We start from the raw sequence: 23,212 nt of genomic DNA, 5'->3' as shown, positions 1-23,212 counted from the left end.
CTTCCCCTGCCCTTGGCTCTTTCTTACGCACCTGGCATCACTCTTCAGCCCTGCGCGCGAGTGATGGCGAAACCATCAAAACAATCAATTAATGCGCAATTATTTTTTAACAATTGCATCAAGTTCATTAACAGTCATATCATTGCCTTTATTTCACCATATGGTTCATACGCAATTCAGAAATCATCCCACTAACTGCAACAACGAAGGTTTTACCGCCTTCACTCAAAACATAATATTTTATTAATTGATTCATTTGGTTCACATCTGACAACAGATGGTTAAGGAGACAAAATGGCAACTTTCGCTGTACCACGCGGATTCCCCCGGATCCTGCTGTGGCTGCTCGCCGGGCTGATGCTGATCATCGGTCTGGCTATCGGTATTCTTGGGGTTAAACTCGCGACGCTCGGCGGTACGCTCTATTTCGCCATTATGGGACTGGTGATGGTCATCGCCTCGGCGCTGATTTTCCGCCGTCGTCGGATCGGGATTGTGCTGTACGCCATCGCTTTTATCGCCTCCATTTTCTGGGCGATCTCTGATGCTGGCTGGACCTACTGGCCGCTGTTCTCGCGCCTGTTCGCTCTCGGCGCGCTGGCCTGCCTTTCGGCGCTGGTCTGGCCCTATCTCTCGCCCCAGCCGGCGAAGAAAGGCCCGGCCTTTACGCTGGCCGCGCTCCTCGCCGTGGTGCTGGCCGCCAGCTTCGGCTGGATGTTCAAATCACAGCCGCTGGTGAGCGCCATCGAAGCGGTGCCGGTCAAACCGGTCGCCCCCGGCGAGCAGCAGAAGAACTGGGAGCACTGGGGTAACACTACCCACGGCGATCGTTTTGCCGCCCTCGACCAGATTAACAAGCAGAATATCAACCAGCTGCAGGTTGCCTGGGTCGCCCATACCGGCGATATCCCGCAAAGCAACGGCTCCGGCGCGGAAGACCAGAACACCCCACTGCAGATCGGCGATACCCTGTACGTCTGTACGCCATACAGCAAAGTGCTGGCGCTGGATGTCGACAGCGGTAAAGAAAAATGGCGTTACGATCCCAAAGCCACCGCGCCAAACTGGCAGCGCTGCCGGGGTCTGGGCTATGCCGAAGACAGCCTGCAGGCCGCAGCAACCGCGGGTACTCAGCCCGCCGCCTGCGCCCGCCGTCTGTTCCTGCCGACCACCGATGCTCGTCTGATCGCCATCGACGCCGACACCGGTAAAGCCTGTGAAAACTTCGGTGACCACGGTACCGTCGACCTGAGCGTCGGGATGGGTGAAATCAAACCGGGCTACTACCAGCAGACCTCTACCCCGCTGGTGGCTGGCAACGTCGTCGTCGTCGGCGGCCGCGTGGCGGATAACTTCTCCACCGGCGAGCCTCCGGGCGTCGTGCGTGCCTATGATGTGCATACCGGCAAGCTGGCATGGGCCTGGGATCCAGGCAACCCTGCGCTGACCGGCCTGCCGCCGGAAGGCCAGACCTATACCCGCGGGACGCCGAACGTCTGGTCCGCCATGTCCTATGACGCGAAGCTCAACCTGATCTATCTGCCAACCGGCAACGCCACCCCGGACTTCTTCGGTGGGGAACGTACCGCGCTGGATGATAAATACAGCTCGTCGATCGTCGCCGTTGACGCCACCACCGGACAGGTGCGCTGGCACTTCCAGACCACCCACCACGATCTGTGGGACTTCGACCTGCCGTCGCAGCCGCTGCTGTATGACCTTCCTGATGGTAAAGGCGGCACCACGCCGGTACTGGTGCAGACCAGTAAACAGGGCATGATCTTTATGCTCAACCGCGCCACCGGGGAACCGGTCGCCAAAGTGGAAGAACGTCCGGTCCCTGCCGGTGATATTAAAGGCGAGCGCTACTCTCCGACACAGCCTTACTCCGTCGGCATGCCGATGATCGGTAACGATACGCTGAAAGAGTCGGATATGTGGGGCGCCACGCCGGTGGACCTGCTGATGTGCCGGATTGCCTTTAAAGCCATGCGCCATCAGGGCGTCTTCACCCCGCCGGGCGAAGATCGTTCACTGCAATATCCTGGCTCGCTGGGCGGTATGAACTGGGGCAGCGTCTCGGTCGATCCGAACAACAGCCTGATGTTCGTCAACGATATGCGTCTGGGACTGGCGAACTATATGGTTCCGCGCGAAAAAGTCGCCAAAAACGCCAGCGGCATTGAGATGGGGATTGTCCCGATGGAAGGGACGCCGTTTGGTGCGATGCGCGAGCGCTTCCTGTCGCCGCTGGGTATTCCGTGCCAGAAACCGCCGTTCGGCACCATGTCCGCGGTGGATCTGAAAACCGGTAAGCTGGTGTGGCAGGTGCCGGTGGGAACCGTGGAAGACACCGGGCCGCTGGGGATCCGTATGCATATGCCAATCCCTATCGGTATGCCAACCCTCGGCGCGTCGCTGTCGACCCAGTCCGGCCTGCTGTTCTTCGCCGGTACTCAGGATTTCTACCTGCGCGCGTTTGATACCGCTAACGGCAAAGAAATCTGGAAATCACGTCTGCCGGTTGGCAGCCAGTCTGGCCCGATGACCTATGTCTCGCCGAAAACCGGCAAACAGTACATTATCATCAACGCCGGCGGCGCCCGTCAGTCTCCGGACCGCGGCGACTACATCATCGCCTACGCCCTGCCTGACCAGAAGTAAAAAAAACCAGCGTAACCTGTCAGAGAGTTGCGCTGGTTTTTGCTCAGCAGGATGAATAACGGTGCTCATCTGCCTGACGGCACTGAGCACCTGTCGATCACTGGTCGCCGAAGTGGATCACGGTGCGGATGGATTTACCGTCGTGCATCAGATCAAAGGCTTCGTTGATCTGCTCCAGCGGCATGCGGTGGGTGATAAACGGATCGAGGTCGATTTTACCGGCCATCGCATCTTCCACCATCCCCGGCAGCTGGGTACGGCCTTTCACGCCGCCAAACGCCGACCCGCGCCAGACGCGCCCGGTCACCAGCTGGAATGGACGGGTTTTAATCTCCTGCCCGGCACCAGCAACACCGATAATCACGCTTTCGCCCCAGCCTTTATGGCAGCACTCCAGCGCCGCGCGCATGACGTTGACGTTGCCGATACATTCAAAGCTGAAGTCCACGCCGCCGTCGGTCAGTTCGACGATCACATCCTGCACCGGCTTATCGTAATCTTTCGGGTTGATAAAATCGGTCGCGCCCATCTCTTTTGCGAGGGTGAATTTTTCCGGGTTGGTATCAATCGCCAGGATGCGCCCTGCTTTCGCCTGTACCGCGCCCTGAATCACCGCCAGACCAATGCCGCCCAGGCCGAAGACCGCAACGGTATCGCCCTCTTTGACTTTCGCGGTGTTGTGAACGGCACCAATACCGGTCGTCACGCCGCAGCCCAGCAGACAGACTTTATCCAGCGGCGCCTGCGGGTTGACCTTCGCCAGAGAAATCTCGGCGCACACGGTGTATTCGCTGAAGGTGCTGGTCCCCATGTAGTGATAGATCGGCTCGCCGTTATAGGAGAAACGGGTGGTGCCGTCCGGCATCAGGCCTTTGCCCTGAGTGGCGCGTACCGCCTGGCACAGGTTGGTTTTGCCGGATTTACAGAATTTACACTCGCGACACTCGGCGGTGTACAGCGGGATCACGTGGTCACCGGGCTGCAGGCTGGTCACGCCTTCGCCGACTTCCACCACGATACCGCCGCCTTCGTGACCCAGCACCGCCGGGAACACGCCTTCCGGATCGTCACCGGAGAGCGTAAACGCATCCGTATGGCAGACGCCGGTGTGGGTAATTTTGACCAGCACTTCGCCTTTTTTCGGCGGCGCGACATCAATCTCAACAATCTTCAGCGGCTGGCCTGGGCCAAACGCGACAGCTGCACGTGATTTCATAACCGTCTCTTCCTTCGTGATGATTTATTTTAAGTAGGATCGTAGCAGATGGCCCACTTCCGCCATTCTGACCGCGCGCTGGTCCGGGGTGGTTTCGCCGTTGACCAGCTCATCCTGGAGATGGATTTCCACCATCTCCCCCATCAGGCCGTTAGTGGCGCCGCGGATAGAAGCAATCTGCTGCAGTATCGACATGCAGGATTCGCCGGACTCCAGCGCCCTTTCCAGGGCTTCAACCTGCCCGCGAATGCGACGTACGCGACTCAGCGCGCGTTTTTTGTCTTCAGGTGAATGTGGCACATTGTCGCCCTCAATATCGTATAGGGGGGTATACTATATTTTATTGACCGATGAGGCAAACTGAAACGTCGTCTGACGCCGCGATAAAGCGTCCAGTCATTGAGTTTAGTCGAGCTCCAGCGCCATCTCCACGCAGCGCAGATCCGCCTGCGCCAGTTTTGACGGCAGCAGCTTTTCGCGCACCGCCACAAAGCCGTGGCGCAGATAAAAACCGGCGGCGTTTGGCGTCGCCTCCAGCGTAATCACCCGAAATTTGCGCCGTCGCGCTTCGGCAATCACCGCATTGATGATCATCCCGGCGCAGCCTTTCCCGCCCCATTCAGGCAGCGTAAAGATAGCTTCGACGCTGGCGGTGTGGATATCGAGATAGCCAGTAGCGACCGGTTTCCCACCCTCGTCTTCCACCACATAAAAAGGATTGTCCTGCACCGCCTCGCGATAGCCTTCCGGCATACGATCCGGCGTCCAGGCATCCACCACGGTGGCGCCGTAGCTCTCGCGACAGCCGCTGCGGATGGCCTGATTACGGATGACCCACAGCGCGGGGGCTTCATCGGGTACGGCAAGTCTGATATTCATTGGCGCTCCTTGTGTGTCAGTCCATACCAGATGTACCACAGCCCGTGATAAAAGCGATAAAAAAACCCCGCCATGTGGCGGGGTCTGTGCAGTATGAGTACCGGGTTTAGCGCTTGCGCGGCATCATCCGTAGCAAGGTATTGTCCTTCCACAGATAGTGGTGCAGCAGCGCGGCCAGAGCATGCAAGCCAATAAGAAAGTAACCGGTATTCGCCAGCAGGCTGTGGACGCCCTTCAGGGTATCGACCAGCTCAAAATTGCTTTCCGGAGCAAACGGCATGGTCAGGCCGAAGGCTATCCACGGATTGCCACGGTTATACATCATCACCAGGCCGATAATCGGCTGGGCAATAAACAGCAGATAGATAACCAGGTGCCCGAGGTGGGCAAAGCCGGTCATCATCGGCGAAGGCTTCGGAACAATCGGCGGCGCCGGATATTTCAGCCGCACCAGCAGGCGCGCCACCATCAGCACCAGAATCGAGATGCCGCAGGAGACGTGGATCATGTTGATGAGCGGCCGGTCGCTGCGTGGGAAGAAGCCTCTCAGCTCCATGGTGGCGTAGGCGCCAATAACCAATAAAAAGACCAGCCAGTGGATGCCGATTTGCAGGCCAGTGTATTTATCGCGCATGATAAACCCTTAATAAAACTGTGATGTCGACAACATAACGACCTTTTATTAAAAATTCATTAACTTTTACGTACTTATAACAAACAACTACGCCGGGATGAGTAACAATGTCGACATCTAACTGATTTCGTTCTGAGGACCCTGATATGACTACCTTTTATCAACTTACCGCCACCAGCCTGCAGGGCCAGCCTATCTCTATGGCCGACTATGCTGGCAAACTGGTGCTGGTGGTGAATACCGCCAGCCATTGTGGCTTCACGCCACAATATGCCGGCCTTGAGGCACTCTACAAGAAGTACTCCTCCCAGGGGCTGGTGGTGCTCGGTTTCCCCTGTAACCAGTTCGGCAAGCAGGAACCCGGAGGCGCCGAGGAAATCGCGCAGACCTGTCATATCAACTACGGCGTAAGCTTCCCGATGTTCGAGAAAGTCGAGGTCAACGGCGCTGCTGCCCACCCGCTGTTTCGTTACCTGAAAGACGAATTGCCCGGCGTGCTGGGTGGACGAATTAAATGGAACTTCACGAAGTTCCTGGTCGGACGCGATGGCAAACCGCTTAAACGTTTCGCACCGTTCACCACCCCGGAGAAAATGGAAACCGCCATCCTTGCCGCACTGAAAGTCTAACTGTTCCGCTCATTTGAGCGGTCCACTTTACGCGCGCTTCCGACAAACAGAGAATTTCCGGGTGAGATTTACGTCGTTCCTCGCTCAAAACTACCGTCTATAACCCACACACGCCCCCGAATGAGGCTTACGGCACATCGTCAGCACTTTCAGGGTCAATAACCGGGTCGGTTCCAGCAGCAGTATCCCCATCATGATCCCCGACAGCCGGCTAAACCCCGGATCGACGTTGATAAAATGCGCGTGGTCGGGGGTCAACGATACCAGCAGCGCCAGCGTCAGTTGCGTGCCGACATACTTAAAGGTCAGGGTGCCGCTGTTTTCAATCGTGCGCCCGATAAAAATCCCCAACACCAGCACCGCATAGATCAGGCCGGGATTAATCTGACCGAGGGTAATGGCGATAAACGCCAGGCTCGCCCCCAGAAAACAGCCCAGAAATCGATGGGTGATTTTAATACTGGAAGGATGACGTGAGAGATTGATGGCGTTGAGCGGAATGGTCATCACCGCCATGATCGTAATCACCGTTTGCGATAGTGACGCGATGCTCAACTCGCGCCAGGCGATGGGCACCAGCGCCAGCGCAATCCCACCCTGCAAGGCATGGAACCCGGCTTTTTTATGCCAGCAAAAATAGGGAGCAGACCCGCTGGCTTTCACCCTACCCGCGTCGGCCAGTGCAAACAGCCGCCGGCGGATCAGCACGGTGGAAAGCGCGCTCACCACGATCGAACAGGATGTGCCGATGCTGACTTCAAAAATACGCGCCTGAGCGAAGTACGGGACGGTATGCATCCCATGTTCGATCCCATCCATGCTGACCATGGTGAAGGTAATCCCCATAAACAACCAGGCATAGCCGTGTCGGGTGGTCAGCGCGAGGTAGAGACACACGGTGGCCACCAGACCGAATACCAGGCTGCTGTAGAGCGTTCCGCGGCTGCCCACCGCCAGAAATTCGGCCAGCAGCGCCCCGGAAATGGTGCCCATGACCCGCAGCATTCCGCGTTCAAGGCTGATCCAGACATGCGAGCGCATCACCATATAACCGCTGAATGCCGCCCAACCAACATGTGGAAGCTGAAGCTGATGAGCCATAAAAATAGCGCAGAGCACCGAGACCACCGCCTCGCCGCTATCAATCACTCGGGCTTTATTTCTCGCCCCGTCAAGCAGTTCCTGAAACAGTAAACCCGGCACGGTTTTTAACTGCGCGAATGAATTTAAAATAGTCATGATAATGGGTATTCTGTTTATTAATTTGTTAAGCAATATGAGTCTTACTTATAAAATAGAGAACAATTGATGCGTATTTAATCAGCCAGAAGTCAGATCAGAAATAACCATCATCACCGCCATCGGCAACGTGCCCTTCCGCTCGCAGAAAAGAAGGTCAGAGCAAGGTTGCGCGATAAAAAGAGTATATCCCTGAGGCTCAGGATGAGATATTCACTTTCCAGATGAGAAGTTATATATAAAATATATATACCCGTTATACTTCACGTCGCCTGGGTGTTGGCTGCACCCGTTATTCGGCGCATTCATGAGCCTCACCCTTTACAGGGCCGCAGCTCACAGCGTTCGAATCTGTTCCAGACAGCATTGTCACGCCAGCCATTTATTGGCCATGATTCAGTGTGTTAGAGGAAATAATGGAACTCAGACATCTCAGGTACTTTCTCGCGATAGTCAATGCTAAAAGCTTTACCCACGCCGCAGAAACCCTGGGCATTGGTCAACCGCCCCTCAGTATGCAGATCCGCGATCTGGAAAAAGAGGTCGGAACCGAGCTTTTTCACCGGGTTGCCCGCGGGGTCGAACTGACCCCGGCCGGGAATGAGTTCTACCAGGTGGTAAAAGCCATTCCCGAACTGGTAGAAACCGCCAAAACCGCAGCGCTCAAGGCCTCACGCGGTGAGTCCGGGATCCTCAAAGTCGGTTTCACCACCTCGTCGGTATTTAACCGGGCGGTTACCCAGTCCGTAAAAACCTTCAGCAAGAAATATCCGTCGCTCGAAATGCAGTTCGAAGAAACCCACACCAATATGCTGATCAACAGCGTCAACAATGGCACGCTGGACGTGGCTTTCGTCAGAACCGAGCACCTTGCCGAAACCGCCTTGCGCCTGCAGGTCATCCTGCACGAACCGTTGGTGGTGGCCTTACCGATGGATCATCCCCTGGCACAACGCAGTGAGATTTCGTTGCATGAGATCGCCGCAGAACCGCTGATTATGTGCCAGCAGGAACGCAGCCGCTTTTTACACAGTACCATCCGCCGCATCTCGGATGAGGAAGGCGTCACTCTCACCTATAAGCGCACGACACCGACGGTGGCCTCGATTATTAACCTGGTATCGGCGGGACTGGGAATTTCAATCGTCCCTGCTTCACTGGAAAATAACGCCAGCGCCGGAATTGATGTCGCCTTTGTGAAAATTAACCATAAAAATGCCAACGTGCCGCTGTCGATCATCAGTCGGGTTAATGAGCGTTCGCCCGCGGTAAACCACTTCTTAAAAATGTTCGTTTAAACCACCGACATTAATGGCGAGGCGTGGCTGCTCAGAGATATTTTTGTTTGATTTTTATGCGCAGGCATTCGCAGGTCACGCTCTGCTTTTTCACGTCATCGGGGGTTAACAGCGAAGGCCGCCAGCTTCCCCGCTGGCACTGGCAGTAAACTCTGCCGCTGCTCAATACCGCATAGCGTTTGCTCCCGGCGTAGATATTGGCCTCAAGGGTTTGGTGGACATCATCCAGCGTCAGATCGTCACGCCTGGCCACCAGCGCGTTCACATTAAAGGTCTTGAGTAGTTCCTCATTGAGCCCAAATCGCAGAGCAGTGTTGCGCAGCGATGCCTCCAGCTCCAGAGCAAACACATTGAATAAACGGTCGGGCATATTATCCAGCATCCAGCTAAAGGCCGCGGAGGCTTCCGGAGTCAACATTAACGATTTCATCATTACCTTAAATAAACGTCCCGGCAACCGGATCGGCTAACCACAGGCACCAGGCCATTACAATAAATATAAATGCGAAGATACAAGGGGCTAATTTCCCCTCTCCCAATAACCACGTGAATAATTTGCACAATGTGAACCAGCAGAGACCGCTCACAATCAATAAACAAAGAGGCATTTAACGTTATCACAACCTTTCAACAGCGCTCGCACATTTGCGATCATCATTTAACGCATCCAACATTTAAAAACAGCAATACCCCTCGATGAGGTTAATTATCGAGAAGTGGGTTTTTCAGAAGATATTTCAGGATGCATTCGTCGGCATAAATAGGGTGCCCGAATAGTGTTGATAGTAATTGTGGGAACGCCGGTGAGCTATAGACTGCAAACAGCAATATCCATATGTTTTATATATGGGAGACTAACAAAGAATGCTGATTGCTGATGGTTATATTCGCGGCCCGGCGCGACGTTGCTGCTGTCAACGCCGCGCCGGGAGCTCACATTTGCGGTTACTGTGCCGGCCCGACCCGCGGTTGAAGCTGGTACACCCATGCGGTCACCTGCTCCCCTGTCGCGGTGGTCACCGTGACCGTCACGCGATCGTAGCCCGCTTCGAACGCATCCAGCATCGGCCAGTGCGCCGGGAGCTTATCGGAGACAAACAGATAGCCGTCGACGGGCGCGCCGTCAGGATCGAGCACGATGCCGGGGAAATCCGCCGCCTCGCCCCATCCGCGCGCGTAAAAGGTGCCTTTCACCTGGCCCGTCAGCCATTCACCGCCGATATTCTCCAGAATAAAGGCATTCTCGTGACCCGGACGCAGGGTCCCGTAGACAAATAAACGTTCCATGATCCCTCTTCACCACCACCATCAATGCCGCGAGCGGCCGGAAAGAGCCAAAATACGGGGGAAGCGGACACTTAGCAAGGCATGCGGCCTCTTCCCCATGACCATCGCCAATATGCGGCGGGTATCAGACAGCAACAAAATTTTTTTCCGCCCCGCGACATAGCCTGTGTCCCTGAATATTCAGCCACTTTTGCCTCGCCGGCTTGCCAGCGCTTTGCAAGCCGGGTTGCCGATTCGTCATTCCTGGCGTATGCCTGGTGTGTCTTGTATACCCTCAACCTCACACTCCATCCTGTCAGGAGGCTTTACATGAGCAAACTTGGAATTAATGGCTTTGGTCGTATTGGACGTCTGGTATTGCGCCGTTTGCTGGAAGTTGACAGCCCGCTGGAGGTGGTGGCGATCAACGATCTCACCTCGCCGAAAGTGCTGGCCTATTTGTTAAAGCATGATTCGAACTACGGCCCGTTCCCGTGGAGCGTTGATTTTACGGATAACGCGCTGATTGTGAACGGCAAAACCATCAATGTCTATGCGGAAAAAGAGGCCAAAAACATTCCGTGGAAAACGGTGGGCGCAGAGCTGATTGTCGAATGCACCGGCTTCTACACCTCGACCGAAAAAGCCCAGGCTCACCTCGACGCGGGTGCCAAAAAAGTGCTGATCTCCGCGCCGGCCGGCGACATGAAAACCATCGTCTTTAACGTCAACGACGACACCATGACCGCCGATGACACCATTATTTCCGTCGCCTCCTGCACCACCAACTGCCTGGCGCCGATGGCTAAAGTGCTCCACGACGCCTTCGGTATCAAGCTCGGCACCATGACCACGATCCACGCCTATACCGGTACCCAGTCTCTGGTGGATGGCCCGCGCGGCAAGGATTTACGCGCCTCACGCGCGGCGGCGGAAAACATCATTCCGCACACCACCGGGGCGGCAAAAGCGATTGGCCTGGTGATCCCGGCGCTCAGCGGCAAGCTCAAGGGCCACGCCCAGCGCGTACCGACCAAAACCGGCTCGGTCACTGAACTGGTCTCCATCCTTGAGAAAAAAGTCACCGCCGAAGAGGTCAATCAGGCCATGAAGCACGCGGCCGAGAACAACGACGCTTTCGGTTACACCGAAGAAGAGATTGTCTCGTCCGATATTATCGGCAGCCATTTCGGCTCGATCTATGACGCCACCCAGCTTGAAATCGCCGAAGCCGGCGACGTCCAGTTGGTGAAAACCGTTGCCTGGTACGATAACGAATACGGTTTTGTCACCCAGTTGATTCGCGTACTGGATAAATTTGCCCGCTAGCGGCGCCCTGAAAGCAAAAAGCGGATAGCCAGGCTATCCGCTTTTCTTTCCCCACACGGCGATGCTTACGATTGCAGGTAGACCACCTGAGTTTGCAGGTATTCGTTGAGGCCATGACGTCCGTCAGCGCCGCCGATCCCCGATTTACGCCAGCCCGCATGGAAGCCCTGCATCGCTTCAAAGTTTTCGCGGTTGATGTAGGTTTCGCCGAATTTCAGCCCTTTAATCGCTTTCATGGCGACATTCAGATCCCGGGTATAAATGGACGAGGTCAGGCCATAATCACTGTCATTGGCCATGGTCAGCGCCTCTTCCAGGGTGTCGAACGCCACCACCGGCAGCACCGGGCCAAAGGTCTCCTCGTGAATAATGTCCATCTCCTGGCGTACATCCAGCAGCAGAGTCGGTGGGTAGAAGTACCCTTGCCCCGCCACCGCTTTACCACCCAGCGCCAGACGCGCCCCCTGTGACAGGGCTTTCGCCACTTTCTGCTCGACGCGCTCCAGCGCGGCGGCATTGATCAACGGCCCCATCGCGATATCGTCGCGCACGCTCGGGTCGCCAAACGCCACCGCTTTGAGCGCCTCGCCCAGACGATTGACGAAACGATCGTAAATGCCTTTTTGCACATACACCCGCTCAACGCAGTTGCAGACCTGTCCGCTGTTAATCACCCGCGAATCGACCACCGCTTTTACCGCCAGCTCAAGGTCGGCGTCATCCATCACGATAGCCGGAGCTTTACCGCCCAGTTCAAGACACACTTTGGTGATATTTTTCGCCGCCGCGGCCATGATTTTTTCGCCAGCGCCAACGCTGCCGGTCATGCTGACCATCGCCACTTTCGGGTTGGCCGCCAGTTCCTGACCAACGGTTTCCCCGCGGCCCAGCACCAGGTTAAAGACCCCTTTCGGCAGGCCAATCTGATCGACAATCTGCGCAAAAGCGACGGCGTTATTAGGGGTAAATTCGCTTGGTTTAATGACGATGGTGTTGCCGGTGATCAGCGCCGGCGCCAGTTTGCGGGCAATCAGGAAAAACGGGAAGTTCCACGGCAAAATTCCGGTAGTAACTCCCAATGCGCGTTTGAATACGAGGATGTTCTCGCCCGGACGGTCGCTCTGGACGATCTCGCCTTCATAGCGGCGCGCCCACTCAGCCATATACTCAAGATAATCGGCGGTAAACGACACTTCCACCGCCGCCAGCTGCTGGATTTTGCCACCTTCCGCGACAATCAGCCCGGCAATATCGTCGGCGCGTTCACGGATCCCGGCGGCAATTTTACGCAACCAGCCGGCACGCTCAATCGCCGGCAGCGCTTCCCAGGCTGGCTGTGCGCGTTCAGCGGCGTCAATTGCCCGACGCGCATCGTCAGCCGTGCCATCGGGGATGCGCGACAGCAGCGTTTCGGTCGCCGGATTGTGCACATCGATCCAGGCGTCACCGCGCCCGGCAACAAACTGACCATCAATATACATCTGATGCTGAACGGGTGCTGTCATGGCCTGCTCCTGTAGATTTAGTGTTTTTAACAAGTAATTGTTTTGTTAAAAATTTATCCACGGAACGTAATAAACCCAGCGCATACGCGCGGTTTTGTGAATCAGTTCATAAAAAACGCCGTTGATCACGGCCAGGAAATTACATTCTGGCAACAAGAGCTGCCCGTTTGCGAAAAAACGCTCGCAAACGGGCAGTCATCACGCCAGCGTGCGCGCCTGCAGCGCTTCAGTCAGCAGACTGTCTGCACGCAGACGTTCCCCGGCGGCAACGATCTGCGCCGGGATATCGACATGAACGATAAAGCCTTTACCACGCGGACCATAACCTTGCGGGTTATCCTGCAGGCGCGGCAGCTCTCCGAGGATCAGCGACAGGTAACGCCCGACCGGCCACACGCCATCAACCTCATGGCTAAATGCAACCCCCTGCGGCGTGTTGTACAGGCGCGGCGTAAAGCCCGGGGTACTGAACCACTGCGGAGCCGCCGCTGCGTCTTGCCAGATGCGGGCAAAGGTCGCCATGGTGCGTCGCTGCATGGTCGGGTCCTGAATCACTACGCCGCAACGCGGCACCATATCGCGCGCCTCAAGGGTCTGACGGGTAAATAGCGCGTTCTCACCGCAGTTGCTGGAGCGGTCTTCTACCACCAGCTGCTCCCGTGGAATGTGCCAGAACTGATGCGCGATATCGGCGAGGATATGCGCTTCCGGGCGACCGTCCACCGGCAGCTCGCGATAGCGCGGATCCTGCTGTACCGCCTGATAGAGGAAGGATGTTGAATGGCCGATCCCCCCGCTAATCAGCAGGGTCGCCCCACTCTGGACCGCTAACAAGCAAGCGGTATCAATCGTTGGGATCACGGCATTACCCGCGAGAACCACTACATCTATAGCGGGTTCCGGTTGCTGTTCGCTGAGATCGTCCAGCGCCAACCATTGTCCCACAAGGTTAGCGGCCTCGAGTGTCTCTTCCGCGAGGGTTGGAAAATGCTCTGTCATACTCACTCCTTTTTATGACTACTTATTGGGTCCCGAGGTGTCACCACTTCGTAAACCCTTCCTGGGGCCATCGGTATATTGACGGCAATGTGTAACAAAAAAGAAATAACAAGAAACATCTAAAAATCATCGGGTTGCACCTGAATAACTCACCACGATGACGCCATTAAACAGCAGAAATACGCACAAGATAGAACAAACACCGTGTGATATAGGGCATAAAACCGCTGTTTTCACTCGATTAACTCGTCTGATGACTTGCTAAAAATAACACTCCACCCTAAGTTGCTTAACAATTACACAACCTTTTCTGGTGTCAGGTTGCACCTCAATCACCGCAGGTGCTACCTGGAACGTTACGTCCATGGCGGAGTCGAGTGAATAATGACAATACACGATAGCAGTACCACATCCATCCTTAAAAAAAACAAGAAGGTGCTGATTGCCAGTCTCACTGGTAGCGCCATCGAATGGTTCGACTATTTCCTCTATGGCACCGCGGCGGCGCTGGTGTTCAATAAGATTTTCTTTCCGATGGTCGACCCGGTCATCGGATTGATTCTCTCATGGCTTTCGTTCTCATTAACCTTCTTTATTCGCCCTATCGGAGGGGTGCTGTTCGCTCACATTGGAGATCGGATTGGACGTAAAAAAACGCTGGTACTGACGCTGTCATTGATGGGTGGCGCTACGGTGGCCATCGGACTGCTGCCCACCTATGAGATGATCGGCCTGTGGGCGCCGGCGCTGCTGATTACCCTACGTATCGTCCAGGGGATGGGGATCGGCGGCGAATGGGGCGGCGCCCTGCTGCTGGCTTACGAATATGCCCCGGAAAAGCGCAAAGGCTTTTTCGGCAGTATTCCGCAGGCTGGCGTCACCATCGGCATGCTGATGGCGACCTTTATCGTTTCTCTGATGACGCTGTTTAGCGAAGAGCAGTTCCTCTCCTGGGGCTGGCGTATTCCGTTCCTGTTAAGCTCGGTGCTGGTGCTGCTGGGCCTGTGGATCCGTAAAGATATCGATGAAACACCGGCCTTTAAGCAGGTCAAAAAATCTGGTCAGGTGGCGAAAGCGCCGCTGCGCGATACCCTCAAGTTCCACTGGCGCGAAGTGCTGATTGCCGCCGGTTTGAAAGTTGTCGAAACCGCCCCGTTCTATATCTTCTCGACCTTTATTGTCAGCTATGCCACCAACACCCTGACCTATCAAAAATCTCAGGCGCTGGAGGCCGTGACCCTTGGCGCGCTGGTGGCCACGGTGATGATCCCGCTGATGGGGCTGCTTTCCGATAAAATCGGCCGCCAGAAAATGTATTCCATTAGCGTGTTGCTGCTCGGGTTGTTTATCGTTCCGTGGTTCCTGCTACTGGATACCCAAACCACCTGGGGCATTGTGTTAGCCACGGTGATTGCTTTCGGCGTGCTGTGGGCGCCGGTAACCGCCGTACTGGGAACCCTGTGTTCGGAAATTTTCAGCGCCAACGTACGCTACACCGGGATTACGCTGGGCTATCAGCTTGGCGCGGCGCTGGCGGGCGGAACGGCTCCGCTTATCGCCACCGGACTGCTGGCGAAATATGACGGTGACTGGGTGCCGGTGGCATGGTATCTGAGCGGTACGGTGGTGATTTCGCTGATCGCTATCTTCTGCGCCAGCCGTCTGAAGCAGACCCCGGCAACCCCGGTTGCCCAGGCCGGTCAGCTGTAAAAAATCGATAATCAATGAAACAAACGCCGACAACAGTCCTGCTGTTGTCGGCGTTGCTCCAGGCGTAGCGCTAGGCGTTGAGCCTCTCAAGCTGGCGTTGCCCTTCCCGCTTATGCTTGATCTTCCAGCACAGCCACAGCGCGATAAACCACAACGGCGTCGCCAGCAGCGCTTTCAGCGTGTCCGGGTCGAAAATCATGATGAAGATGGCGAAGGCGAAAAACAACAGGCTCACCCAGCTCATCACCACGCCCGCCGGCATCTTAAAGGTCGACTGCTGATGCAGATCCGGGCGCTTGTGGCGATACACCAGATAGGCCACCAGAATCATTCCCCAACTGAACACCACCATAATCGCCGCCAGCGTCGACACAATGGTGAACAGGGTCATCACGTTCGGCACCAGGAACAGCAGCAGCGTACCGCTGAGCATGCAGAAGCAGGAGAACAGCAGACTGCGCACCGGGATCCGCGTGGAGCGAGACAGAATGCGGAACTGACCATGGGCGTGCTTTTCCACTGACAGACCGTACAGCATGCGGGTACTGGAGTAGACCCCGCTGTTGGCCGATGACATCGCCGAGGTTAGCGCCACAAAGTTGATCACCGCCGCCGCTGCCGGCAGCCCGGCGTTGGCAAACAGCGTCACGAAGGGGCTGGCATCCGGCGAGACGCCTGGCCAGGAGGCCACGGCAATAATCACCACCATCGACAGCAGATAAAAAATGATAATGCGCAGCGGTAGCGCGTTGATCGCCTTCGGTAAAATCTTCTGCGGGTCGCGGGTTTCGGCGGTCATGGTGCCGAGCAGTTCAATCCCGGTGAAGGAGAATATGGCTATCTGGAAACCGGCGAAGAACCCGGTAACGCCGTGCGGCATAAACACCGCCGGGTCGGTGATATGGTTCAGCGAGGCTTTCACCCCGTCCGGCGAGGTCCAGCCAATCGCGATCATCCACGCCCCGGTAATAATCAGCGCAATAATCGTAATCACCTTGATCAGCGCAAACCAGAACTCGGCCTCGCCAAACATTTTCACCGACAGCAGGTTAAACAGGAACAGGATCCCAAGGGTACTGAGCGCCGGCATCCAGGCCGACATCTCGGGAAACCAGTACTGCATGTAGCTGCCGCAGACCACCACGTCGGCGATGCAGGTCACCACCCAGCTCAGCCAGTAGGTCCAGCCCAGATAGAAGCTGGCCTGCGGGCCGAGATACTCGCCGACGAAATCGGCGAAGGAGCGATAGTCCATCCGGGTGAGCAGCACCTCACCCATCGCCCGCATCACCATATAGGTAAAGAAGCCCACCAGCACATAGATGACGAGGATCGAGGTCCCCGCTACGGCAATATTTCTTCCCGCCCCCATAAACAGGCCGGTCCCGATAGCCCCGCCCAGCGCAATCATCTGAATGTGCCGGGCGCCAAGGCCGCGTTTGAGCTGCGACGGGCGCTCCCCCTCGATGGCAGACGTGGTCTGCCCCTCGCGTTGATGTTGAGTCATGTCGATTCCTTCAGGCAGGCAAAGAAAGGCATGGCGCGGCAGACTTCAGTAACAAACCGGCACGTTGACCGGTCGCCACTCCCGCATTCGGAAATAAGATGTACGGCGCGTGAGCCTGAACCACCCACGTTCTTTCCGGCTGGCGGGCAATCTCATACCCGGCGGGCAGCGCGGTGAAGTTTTCAATTTTCGGATCCAGGTTGAGCGTGAAATCGCGATCGCTCTTGATGATGCTCTCCTGCACCAGAAAATAGTCCGCCGGCGCTTTCGCCCTCGCGGGCAGCGGCGCATCGGCAATCAGCGCGCGGATCGCCGTCTCGGTGGCGGCGAACAGCGCGAGGTCGTTCTCCCCGAACGGCATGACTTTACCCAACTCCAGCGTAGCGCTCTGCGCGCCAAACACCTCGCTGGTGAAGTGGGTAAAGGTGCCTCCCGGTTCGGTATGGCGCACGATGGCGTCCATTCCGCTGGCCTGCAACAGCTGGTAAAAATCAGCACCGTAATCGCCGTCGTGAGCCGGCAGCAGCGCAAACTGCCGGTAGCGCGAGCCGCGAATGGCGGTATGCAAATCCAGATGCTGGCGCGGAACCGCGCCCTGGCTGTCCGCCGTGGTAAAGAAGGCTTCCACGACGCTTTCCAGCTCCTGCGCGCGCCGCGACTCGTTACCCGGCGCCACGGCACGGTGCCGCCCGCCAAACAGGCGGTTCAGGTCGTAATGCCAGTAACGACGGCTGGCGCGCATCGCCGGCAGGTTGCCGAAGATCAGCAGCAGCGCATGCTGTAGCGGCTGCTGGCCTTCGCTCAGGCCGTGCATTACCTGCAGCAGGATCTCAATCGGTGCGGTTTCGTTACCGTGGATCCCCGCCGACACCACCGTGGCCTGGCTCCACGGCTTCACCGGCAGCAGCTGAAGCACGCCATCCGCCAGCCAGCGCGCCTCGATATCCGGCGGAAACGGCCAGCTCGACAGGCGACAGTGATGTAAATCGTTCACCCACTTTTCCATTGCAGGCCCCTTAGCGCTGGAAGTCATAGACCGACCCCAGACCTAAAATTTGCGTCAGTTCATCGAGGGCCTGGTACACCTCGCCCAGCAGCTGCGGGTCGCCAAGGTCGCGAGCGTGCAGCCGGTCACGGTAGTGTTTTTCAACCCAGCGGGTCAGTTGCTGATAACGCTCATCATTCATCAGGCTCTGGGGGTTAACCGCCGCCAGTTCGCGATGGTTGAGCACCACCCGCAAACGCAGACACGCCGGGCCACCGCCGTTACGCATACTTTCGCGCAGGTCGAATACCGCCACTTCATTAATAGGTGAAGCGCTGTCGCTGACCAGCCCGCTCAGATACTGCCAGACGTTGCTGCGCTGGCGGCACTCTTCCGGCACCACGATCAACATTTTGCCGTCCGCCTTACTCAGAAGCTGGCTATTGAACAGGTAGGAGGCCACGGTATCGTCGAGGCTGACCTGCGCCTGCGGCACTTCAACGCTGGTAAACGGAATATCCAGCCGCGCGGTCTTCTCCCGCAGCTGATCCAGCACTGCCTGCTGATTTAAAAAGGCATGCTGGTGGTGGAACAGCACGTGACGGTTGCTGACCGCAATGACGTCGTTATGGAACACGCCGCGGTCGATAGCCGCCGGGTCCTGCTGGGCGAAAACGGTATAGTCCGGGTTCAGCTGATGCAGCCGGGCGATGGCCTGGCTGGCCTCCAGGGTTTGACGGGCCGGATATTTCACCGGCGCAACGCCGCCGCTGGCGCGCTTGCCGTAGACAAAAAACTGGACGCCCTGGCGATCATAGTCGCGACAAAAACGGTTGTGGTTAGCCGCGCCTTCATCCCCCAGATACTCATGCTGCGGCAGCGCGGCGTGGTGGCTGAAGCAGGTTTCATCGGCAAAGGTGGCACGCAGAATGGCCGCGGTGGTCGGTGCTTCCTGCGAGCGATGCAGTTTGTTGTTCAGGTTGGCGACCGTAAAATGCAGCTTGCCGTCGGCGCTGTCGGCGGAAGGCGATACCGTCGCGGCGTTGGCGGTCCACATCGATGACGCAGAGCTAAACGCCGACAGCAGCTGCGGCGCTTGTGCCGCGGCGCTCTGGATAACCTCGGCGTCGCTGCCCTGGAAACCCAGAGCGCGCAGCGCGGTCATATTCGGTCGCGGCTGCGGCGGTAAAATCCCCTGAATGAAGCCCTTATCCGCCAGGGTTTTCATTTTAAACAGCCCCTGCAACGCCGCTTTCTTCGGGTTCGACTCCCCGTCACGGTTGTTTTGCGAGGCTTCGTTACCGACCGACAGCCCGGCGTAGTGGTGCGTTGGCCCGACCAGGCCATCAAAATTAGCTTCAAAACCAGACATAGTGTCCTCTCAGGATCCGTTATCAGAATGGCAGGCCAGGCGACGTGGTCGCCGGCAGCGTCAGCGTGTCACTGACCAACGAGGCCATCGGCCAGGCGCAGTAATCGGCGGCATACCACGCCGAGGCACGATGGTTGCCCGAGGCGCCCACGCCGCCAAACGGCGCTTTACTGGAGGCGCCGGTCAGCGGCTTGTTCCAGTTGACGATCCCGGCCCGCGCCTCATCGGCAAAGCGTTCAAACAGCGCCGGGTCGGCGGAGATCAGCCCCGCCGCCAGCCCGTAACGGGTGGCGTTGGCAATGCGTATCGCCTCCTCAAACGCGTCGTAGCGGATAACGGTCAGCAGCGGACCGAAGTACTCTTCATCAGGAACATCAATCCCGGTGACGTCGATAATGCCCGGCGTTAATACCGTCGATTGCGGGTCCGGCTGCTGCATGCGCAGCAACACCGTTGCCCCCAGTCCGGCCAGCTTGTCCTGCGCCGCCAGCATCCCCTGCGCCGCCGTCAGCGAGATCACTCCGCCCATAAACGGCTGCGGCTCGGCATCCCATTTGCCAGCCCGGATACGGGCGCTGGCCTCAACCAACCGCTGCAGCAGCGCATCACCCTCGGCACCCCGCGGGACCAGCAGCCGACGCGCGCAGGTGCAGCGCTGCCCGGCAGAGATAAAGGCCGACTGAATAATCACATTCAGCGCCGCGTCGTTGTCGGCCACGTCGGCGACGATCAGCGCGTTATTGCCGCCCATCTCCAGCGCCAGCATTTTCTCCGGCTGGCCGCCGAGGTAACGGTGGAAATGGAACCCGACCGAAGCGCTACCGGTAAACAGCACGCCGTCGATATCCCGGTTTTCCAGCAGCGCCTGGCCGGTCTCTTTGCCACCCTGAATCAGGTTGATCACCCCGTCCGGGATCCCGGCCTGCTGCCACAGCTGCACCGTCAGTTCTGCGGTAGCCGGTGTCAGTTCGCTCGGCTTGAAGACCACGGTATTGCCGGCAATCAGCGCCGGAATAATGTGGCCGTTCGGCAGATGACCGGGGAAGTTATAGGGGCCAAACACCGCCATTACGCCGTGCGGCTTATGGCGCAGCAGCGCTTTGCCGTCCGGCATCGCCGTTTCGCGCTGGCCGGTACGTTCGTGGTAAGCCTCAATCGAGATCCCGGCTTTGCCGATCATCGCCTGCACTTCGGTGCGGGTTTCCCACAGCGGTTTGCTGGTTTCACGGGAAATCAACGTCGCCAGCTGCTCTTTTTCGCTCTCCAGCAGTGCCGCAAAGCGCTGAACACAGGCAATACGTTCGGTCACTGGCCGGTGGGACCAGGCGTAAAAGGCACCACGGGCGGCGCTGCAGGCGGCCTGAACATCCGCCGCACCCGCGCTGGCGGCCTGCCATAACAGCGACTGGTCTTCTGGCGCCAGCTTCGTCAGCAGCGCGCCGGCGCCCTGCAACCATTGTCCTGCGATAAACTGTGCATTTAGCGCCATGATGTTCTTGCCTCCGGGTGTAAAGTCACCGCATGGACCCGCTCGGAATCATTGACCGCCAGCGCATCCAGCATGGATTGGTTAAGTTCAGGTTGGTCTTCCGGCGATAGCAGCACCGCGCGGAACTGGGCAAACTGGTTATTGGCGACAATCAGCGGCGACGACCCCGAGGCCTTCAGCTGCAGCGCCGGAATGAACTGGCTCTCGCTGACCGCTCTGATGGCGTCGGTTTCCGCCTCCAGCACCGGGCCGGCATCGAAAATATCCACCGATCCTCGCCAGCTGAATCCCTCTTTTTCCAGAATCGCCCGCGCCGGTGAGGTGTTGGCATGCACTTCACCAATCACCGCCCGGGCGTTTTCCGGCAGCAGCGACACGTAGATCGGGTACGCCGGCATCAGCTCGGCAATAAAGGTCTTCATGCCGGTGCCGGTCAGACGGTCGGCGTCGGCGAAGGGAATGTCGAAAAAGTGGTGCCCCAGCGCATCCCAGAACGGCGAATTGCCCTGCTCGTCGCTGCGTCCGCGCAGCTCAGCAAACAGATGAGGCGAAAACAGTTCGCGGAAGGCGGCGATAAATAAGAAGCGCGCCTTAGATAAGAACAGACCGTTGCGGTTTTTCTGGTATTCCGGGTCTAGGAACAGCGTACACAGCTCGCTGTGACCGGTATGGTCATAGCTAAGGTTGAGCAGCTCCTGGTTTTTATAGACCCCCAGCTCTTTCGAGGCGCGGACGGTGCGCTGCAGGCGGAAATTGTAAAACGGCTCATCCAGCCCCACCGCCACTTCGATAGCGCTGACGCCCACCACCCGACCGGCGTGGGTATCTTCCAGCACAAACAGAAAGCCCTGCTGGCCGCGCGACAGCTTGCCGTCAAAGGTTTCCACGCTGCGCTGGATCCGTGCGGCCAGCCGCACGGGATCGTTGGGTAACGAGGTCATACCGACACCCGCCCGCGACGCGAGGCGGATAATATCGTCGAGGTCATTTTCCCGAACGGGACGAAATAGCATCATAAACCGTCTCCCGGATCAGGCTGTCAGGCGGGCGACGGCGCGCTCAAGGCGCACAAAAGCCTCCTCAATATCCGCCAGCGGAATATTGAGCGCCGGTGCAAAGCGCAGCACGTCCGGCCCGGCGATCAGCGCAATCAGCCCCTCTTCCGCCGCGAGGTTAGTCAGCGTTTTGGCCTGACCGCGCAGGTGGCTGGCAAGCTCGGCGCCAATCAACAGCCCCATTCCGCGCACCGCGCTGAAGAGATCGTAACGCGCGTTCAGGGCATTCAGTTTTTCGACGATGAGATCGTGACGAACGTTGACCCCGGCCAGCAGTTCGCTATCCATCTGCGCCAGCACGCCGTTGGCGACCGTTGCCGCCAGCGGGTTACCGCCAAAGGTGGTGCCGTGAGTGCCCGGCTGGAAAACCTGCGCCCACGCCTCTTTAGTCAGCATCGCGCCAATCGGGAAGCCGCCACCAAGCCCTTTCGCGCTGGTGAGAATATCCGGGATCACATTGTAGTGCTGGTAGGCATAGAGCGACCCGGTACGTCCGGCACCGGTCTGTACCTCATCAAAAATCAGCGTGACGTCGTGCTGGTCGCACAGCTCGCGCAGCACCTGCAGGAATGCCGGGTCAGCCGGTCTCACGCCGCCTTCCCCGATAATCGGCTCGACGATCACCGCGCAGGTGCGGTCCGAGATCGCGGCTTTCACGGCGGCAATGTCGTTATACGGCAGATGGGTAATGTCCTGCGGCAGCGGCGCGTAATCACAGGAGTATTTTGGCTGACCGCCGACCGTCACGGTAAACAGGGTGCGGCCGTGGAAGGCATTCTGGAAGGCGATGATTTCGCTTTTATCGGGACCACATTTATCGTGGGCGTATTTACGCGCCAGCTTCAGCGCCGCTTCGTTGGCTTCCGCACCGGAGTTGCAGAAGAACACTTTGTCGGCAAAGGTAGATTCCACCAGCGTTTTGGCCAGCTGCAGTACCGGCTCGTTGGTGTAGCCGTTACCGATGTGCCACAGGTTATCGAGCTGCGACTTTAGCGCCGCCACCAGCGCCGGGTTAGCATGACCGAGTGAATTGACGGCAATCCCGCCCGCCAAATCGATATAGTCTTTCCCCTGCTGATCCCAAACGGTTGAACCCGCCGCCTTCACCGGAATAAAAGGAGCCGGGGCAAAACAGGGCACCATATACGCATTAAAATCTTCACGAGTCATACAGCCTGACATAACAATTCTCCGGAACGATGACTGGCCTGAATTTATTGACCAGTCAGGGGTGGTCGACATTAACAATTCCCCGGCCCTGATTTGATGACGAGCGCGCCCGTTACGATGAATGTAAATTCACCGCAATCAAATAAAGCCTTTTTATATTTGTGGGTATTTGTTAATTCACAGTTAATACCTTGTGTGTTGCGTGTTCTCATGCTGGACCGGGACACACAATAAAGTCAATACACCCACCTGCATTTTATTCACTT

At 57.4% G+C, this 23,212-nt stretch carries 20 protein-coding genes; 5 read left to right on the top strand and 15 right to left on the bottom strand.

Features of this window, described 5'->3' with window-relative positions; genetic code table 11:
• Positions 1-294 precede the first annotated feature (294 nt).
• Positions 295-2,664 (top strand): membrane-bound PQQ-dependent dehydrogenase, glucose/quinate/shikimate family, encoded by a 2,370-nt coding sequence (locus tag EDF82_RS03160; protein WP_123754150.1) that lies wholly within the window; start codon positions 295-297, stop codon positions 2,662-2,664.
• A 97-nt stretch (positions 2,665-2,761) separates the two neighbouring features.
• Here EDF82_RS03160 and EDF82_RS03155 read toward each other — a convergent pair whose 3' ends face one another.
• From EDF82_RS03155 to cybB, 4 genes are all read right to left on the bottom strand, one after another.
• On the bottom strand, positions 2,762-3,880 hold the full coding sequence (locus tag EDF82_RS03155) for an S-(hydroxymethyl)glutathione dehydrogenase/class III alcohol dehydrogenase (RefSeq protein ID WP_123754149.1): 1,119 nt from the start codon (positions 3,878-3,880) through the stop codon (positions 2,762-2,764).
• Between the two features lie 24 nt (positions 3,881-3,904).
• The gene (locus EDF82_RS03150; RefSeq protein WP_123754148.1) at positions 3,905-4,180 is read right to left on the bottom strand and encodes a metal/formaldehyde-sensitive transcriptional repressor; all 276 of its coding nucleotides are present in this window, start codon (positions 4,178-4,180) and stop codon (positions 3,905-3,907) included.
• Positions 4,181-4,285: 105 nt separating this feature from the next.
• The gene (locus EDF82_RS03145; RefSeq protein WP_123754147.1) at positions 4,286-4,759 is read right to left on the bottom strand and encodes a GNAT family N-acetyltransferase; all 474 of its coding nucleotides are present in this window, start codon (positions 4,757-4,759) and stop codon (positions 4,286-4,288) included.
• 106 nt (positions 4,760-4,865) lie between these two features.
• Positions 4,866-5,393 (bottom strand): cytochrome b561, encoded by a 528-nt coding sequence (cybB, locus tag EDF82_RS03140; RefSeq protein ID WP_123754146.1) that lies wholly within the window; start codon positions 5,391-5,393, stop codon positions 4,866-4,868.
• 146 nt (positions 5,394-5,539) lie between these two features.
• Between cybB and EDF82_RS03135 the strand changes: the two genes are divergently transcribed.
• A complete protein-coding gene (locus EDF82_RS03135) occupies positions 5,540-6,022 on the top strand; it encodes a glutathione peroxidase (protein ID WP_123754145.1) in 483 nt (160 codons plus the stop codon).
• Positions 6,023-6,112: 90 nt separating this feature from the next.
• On the opposite strand, the gene EDF82_RS03130 is transcribed toward EDF82_RS03135, so the two are convergent.
• The gene (locus EDF82_RS03130; RefSeq protein ID WP_123754144.1) at positions 6,113-7,261 is read right to left on the bottom strand and encodes an FUSC family protein; all 1,149 of its coding nucleotides are present in this window, start codon (positions 7,259-7,261) and stop codon (positions 6,113-6,115) included.
• A 416-nt stretch (positions 7,262-7,677) separates the two neighbouring features.
• On the opposite strand from EDF82_RS03130, the gene EDF82_RS03125 reads away from it, so the two are divergent.
• The gene (locus EDF82_RS03125) at positions 7,678-8,559 is read left to right on the top strand and encodes a LysR family transcriptional regulator (RefSeq protein ID WP_123754143.1); all 882 of its coding nucleotides are present in this window, start codon (positions 7,678-7,680) and stop codon (positions 8,557-8,559) included.
• A gap of 31 nt (positions 8,560-8,590) precedes the next feature.
• Here EDF82_RS03125 and EDF82_RS03120 read toward each other — a convergent pair whose 3' ends face one another.
• Together EDF82_RS03120 and EDF82_RS03115 are read right to left on the bottom strand one after the other, a co-directional pair.
• Positions 8,591-8,992 (bottom strand): hypothetical protein, encoded by a 402-nt coding sequence (locus EDF82_RS03120; protein ID WP_148060373.1) that lies wholly within the window; start codon positions 8,990-8,992, stop codon positions 8,591-8,593.
• A 512-nt stretch (positions 8,993-9,504) separates the two neighbouring features.
• Positions 9,505-9,846 (bottom strand): gamma-glutamylcyclotransferase family protein, encoded by a 342-nt coding sequence (locus EDF82_RS03115; RefSeq protein ID WP_123754141.1) that lies wholly within the window; start codon positions 9,844-9,846, stop codon positions 9,505-9,507.
• 309 nt (positions 9,847-10,155) lie between these two features.
• On the opposite strand from EDF82_RS03115, the gene gap reads away from it, so the two are divergent.
• Positions 10,156-11,154, top strand: coding sequence for a type I glyceraldehyde-3-phosphate dehydrogenase (gene gap, locus EDF82_RS03110; RefSeq protein WP_123754140.1), 999 nt, complete (start codon positions 10,156-10,158; stop codon positions 11,152-11,154).
• Between the two features lie 65 nt (positions 11,155-11,219).
• Here the strand turns inward: gap and aldA are convergent, their stop codons facing one another.
• The gene (aldA, locus tag EDF82_RS03105; protein WP_123754139.1) at positions 11,220-12,659 is read right to left on the bottom strand and encodes an aldehyde dehydrogenase; all 1,440 of its coding nucleotides are present in this window, start codon (positions 12,657-12,659) and stop codon (positions 11,220-11,222) included.
• 198 nt (positions 12,660-12,857) lie between these two features.
• A complete protein-coding gene (locus EDF82_RS03100; protein WP_123754138.1) occupies positions 12,858-13,658 on the bottom strand; it encodes a YdcF family protein in 801 nt (266 codons plus the stop codon).
• A gap of 384 nt (positions 13,659-14,042) precedes the next feature.
• On the opposite strand from EDF82_RS03100, the gene EDF82_RS03095 reads away from it, so the two are divergent.
• Positions 14,043-15,368: an MFS transporter gene (locus EDF82_RS03095; protein WP_123754137.1), complete on the top strand. Its 1,326-nt coding sequence runs from the start codon at positions 14,043-14,045 to the stop codon at positions 15,366-15,368.
• 70 nt (positions 15,369-15,438) lie between these two features.
• On the opposite strand, the gene EDF82_RS03090 is transcribed toward EDF82_RS03095, so the two are convergent.
• The 6 genes from EDF82_RS03090 to EDF82_RS03065 are packed head-to-tail and all read right to left on the bottom strand — an operon-like array spanning position 15,439 to position 22,958.
• Complete coding sequence (locus tag EDF82_RS03090) at positions 15,439-16,875, bottom strand: amino acid permease (protein WP_123754136.1); 1,437 nt, start codon at positions 16,873-16,875, stop codon at positions 15,439-15,441.
• 10 nt (positions 16,876-16,885) lie between these two features.
• A complete protein-coding gene (gene astE, locus EDF82_RS03085; protein ID WP_123754135.1) occupies positions 16,886-17,881 on the bottom strand; it encodes a succinylglutamate desuccinylase in 996 nt (331 codons plus the stop codon).
• 10 nt (positions 17,882-17,891) lie between these two features.
• Entirely contained in the window at positions 17,892-19,232 is a 1,341-nt protein-coding gene (gene astB / locus EDF82_RS03080) for an N-succinylarginine dihydrolase (protein ID WP_123754134.1), read from the bottom strand.
• A gap of 22 nt (positions 19,233-19,254) precedes the next feature.
• Entirely contained in the window at positions 19,255-20,721 is a 1,467-nt protein-coding gene (astD, locus tag EDF82_RS03075) for a succinylglutamate-semialdehyde dehydrogenase (protein WP_123754133.1), read from the bottom strand.
• On the bottom strand, positions 20,712-21,734 hold the full coding sequence (astA, locus tag EDF82_RS03070) for an arginine N-succinyltransferase (RefSeq protein ID WP_187043039.1): 1,023 nt from the start codon (positions 21,732-21,734) through the stop codon (positions 20,712-20,714). The genes astD and astA overlap by 10 nt, the downstream gene beginning before the upstream one ends.
• A gap of 18 nt (positions 21,735-21,752) precedes the next feature.
• Positions 21,753-22,958: a bifunctional succinylornithine transaminase/acetylornithine transaminase gene (locus EDF82_RS03065; protein ID WP_123754131.1), complete on the bottom strand. Its 1,206-nt coding sequence runs from the start codon at positions 22,956-22,958 to the stop codon at positions 21,753-21,755.
• Positions 22,959-23,212 lie beyond the last annotated feature (254 nt).

This window comes from Klebsiella sp. BIGb0399 (assembly GCF_003752615.1).
In the GTDB taxonomy this organism is placed as follows: domain Bacteria; phylum Pseudomonadota; class Gammaproteobacteria; order Enterobacterales; family Enterobacteriaceae; genus Klebsiella; species Klebsiella lignicola.
The sequence above is the reverse complement of the archived record's forward strand: the minus strand, read 5'-3'. Positions and strand labels throughout refer to the sequence as shown.

Excerpts from the sequence above, each read along its gene's own strand:
- EDF82_RS03160 (WP_123754150.1), top strand. The coding sequence starts at position 295 with ATGGCAACTTTCGCTGTACCACGCGGATTCCCCCGGATCCTGCTGTGG.
- EDF82_RS03155 (WP_123754149.1), bottom strand. The coding sequence starts at position 3,880 with ATGAAATCACGTGCAGCTGTCGCGTTTGGCCCAGGCCAGCCGCTGAAG.
- EDF82_RS03145 (WP_123754147.1), bottom strand. The coding sequence starts at position 4,759 with ATGAATATCAGACTTGCCGTACCCGATGAAGCCCCCGCGCTGTGGGTC.
- cybB (WP_123754146.1), bottom strand. The coding sequence starts at position 5,393 with ATGCGCGATAAATACACTGGCCTGCAAATCGGCATCCACTGGCTGGTC.
- EDF82_RS03135 (WP_123754145.1), top strand. The coding sequence starts at position 5,540 with ATGACTACCTTTTATCAACTTACCGCCACCAGCCTGCAGGGCCAGCCT.
- EDF82_RS03130 (WP_123754144.1), bottom strand. The coding sequence starts at position 7,261 with ATGACTATTTTAAATTCATTCGCGCAGTTAAAAACCGTGCCGGGTTTA.
- EDF82_RS03125 (WP_123754143.1), top strand. The coding sequence starts at position 7,678 with ATGGAACTCAGACATCTCAGGTACTTTCTCGCGATAGTCAATGCTAAA.
- EDF82_RS03120 (WP_148060373.1), bottom strand. The coding sequence starts at position 8,992 with ATGATGAAATCGTTAATGTTGACTCCGGAAGCCTCCGCGGCCTTTAGC.
- EDF82_RS03115 (WP_123754141.1), bottom strand. The coding sequence starts at position 9,846 with ATGGAACGTTTATTTGTCTACGGGACCCTGCGTCCGGGTCACGAGAAT.
- gap (WP_123754140.1), top strand. The coding sequence starts at position 10,156 with ATGAGCAAACTTGGAATTAATGGCTTTGGTCGTATTGGACGTCTGGTA.
- aldA (WP_123754139.1), bottom strand. The coding sequence starts at position 12,659 with ATGACAGCACCCGTTCAGCATCAGATGTATATTGATGGTCAGTTTGTT.
- EDF82_RS03100 (WP_123754138.1), bottom strand. The coding sequence starts at position 13,658 with ATGACAGAGCATTTTCCAACCCTCGCGGAAGAGACACTCGAGGCCGCT.
- EDF82_RS03095 (WP_123754137.1), top strand. The coding sequence starts at position 14,043 with ATGACAATACACGATAGCAGTACCACATCCATCCTTAAAAAAAACAAG.
- EDF82_RS03090 (WP_123754136.1), bottom strand. The coding sequence starts at position 16,875 with ATGACTCAACATCAACGCGAGGGGCAGACCACGTCTGCCATCGAGGGG.
- astE (WP_123754135.1), bottom strand. The coding sequence starts at position 17,881 with ATGGAAAAGTGGGTGAACGATTTACATCACTGTCGCCTGTCGAGCTGG.
- astB (WP_123754134.1), bottom strand. The coding sequence starts at position 19,232 with ATGTCTGGTTTTGAAGCTAATTTTGATGGCCTGGTCGGGCCAACGCAC.
- astD (WP_123754133.1), bottom strand. The coding sequence starts at position 20,721 with ATGGCGCTAAATGCACAGTTTATCGCAGGACAATGGTTGCAGGGCGCC.
- astA (WP_187043039.1), bottom strand. The coding sequence starts at position 21,734 with ATGCTATTTCGTCCCGTTCGGGAAAATGACCTCGACGATATTATCCGC.
- EDF82_RS03065 (WP_123754131.1), bottom strand. The coding sequence starts at position 22,958 with ATGTCAGGCTGTATGACTCGTGAAGATTTTAATGCGTATATGGTGCCC.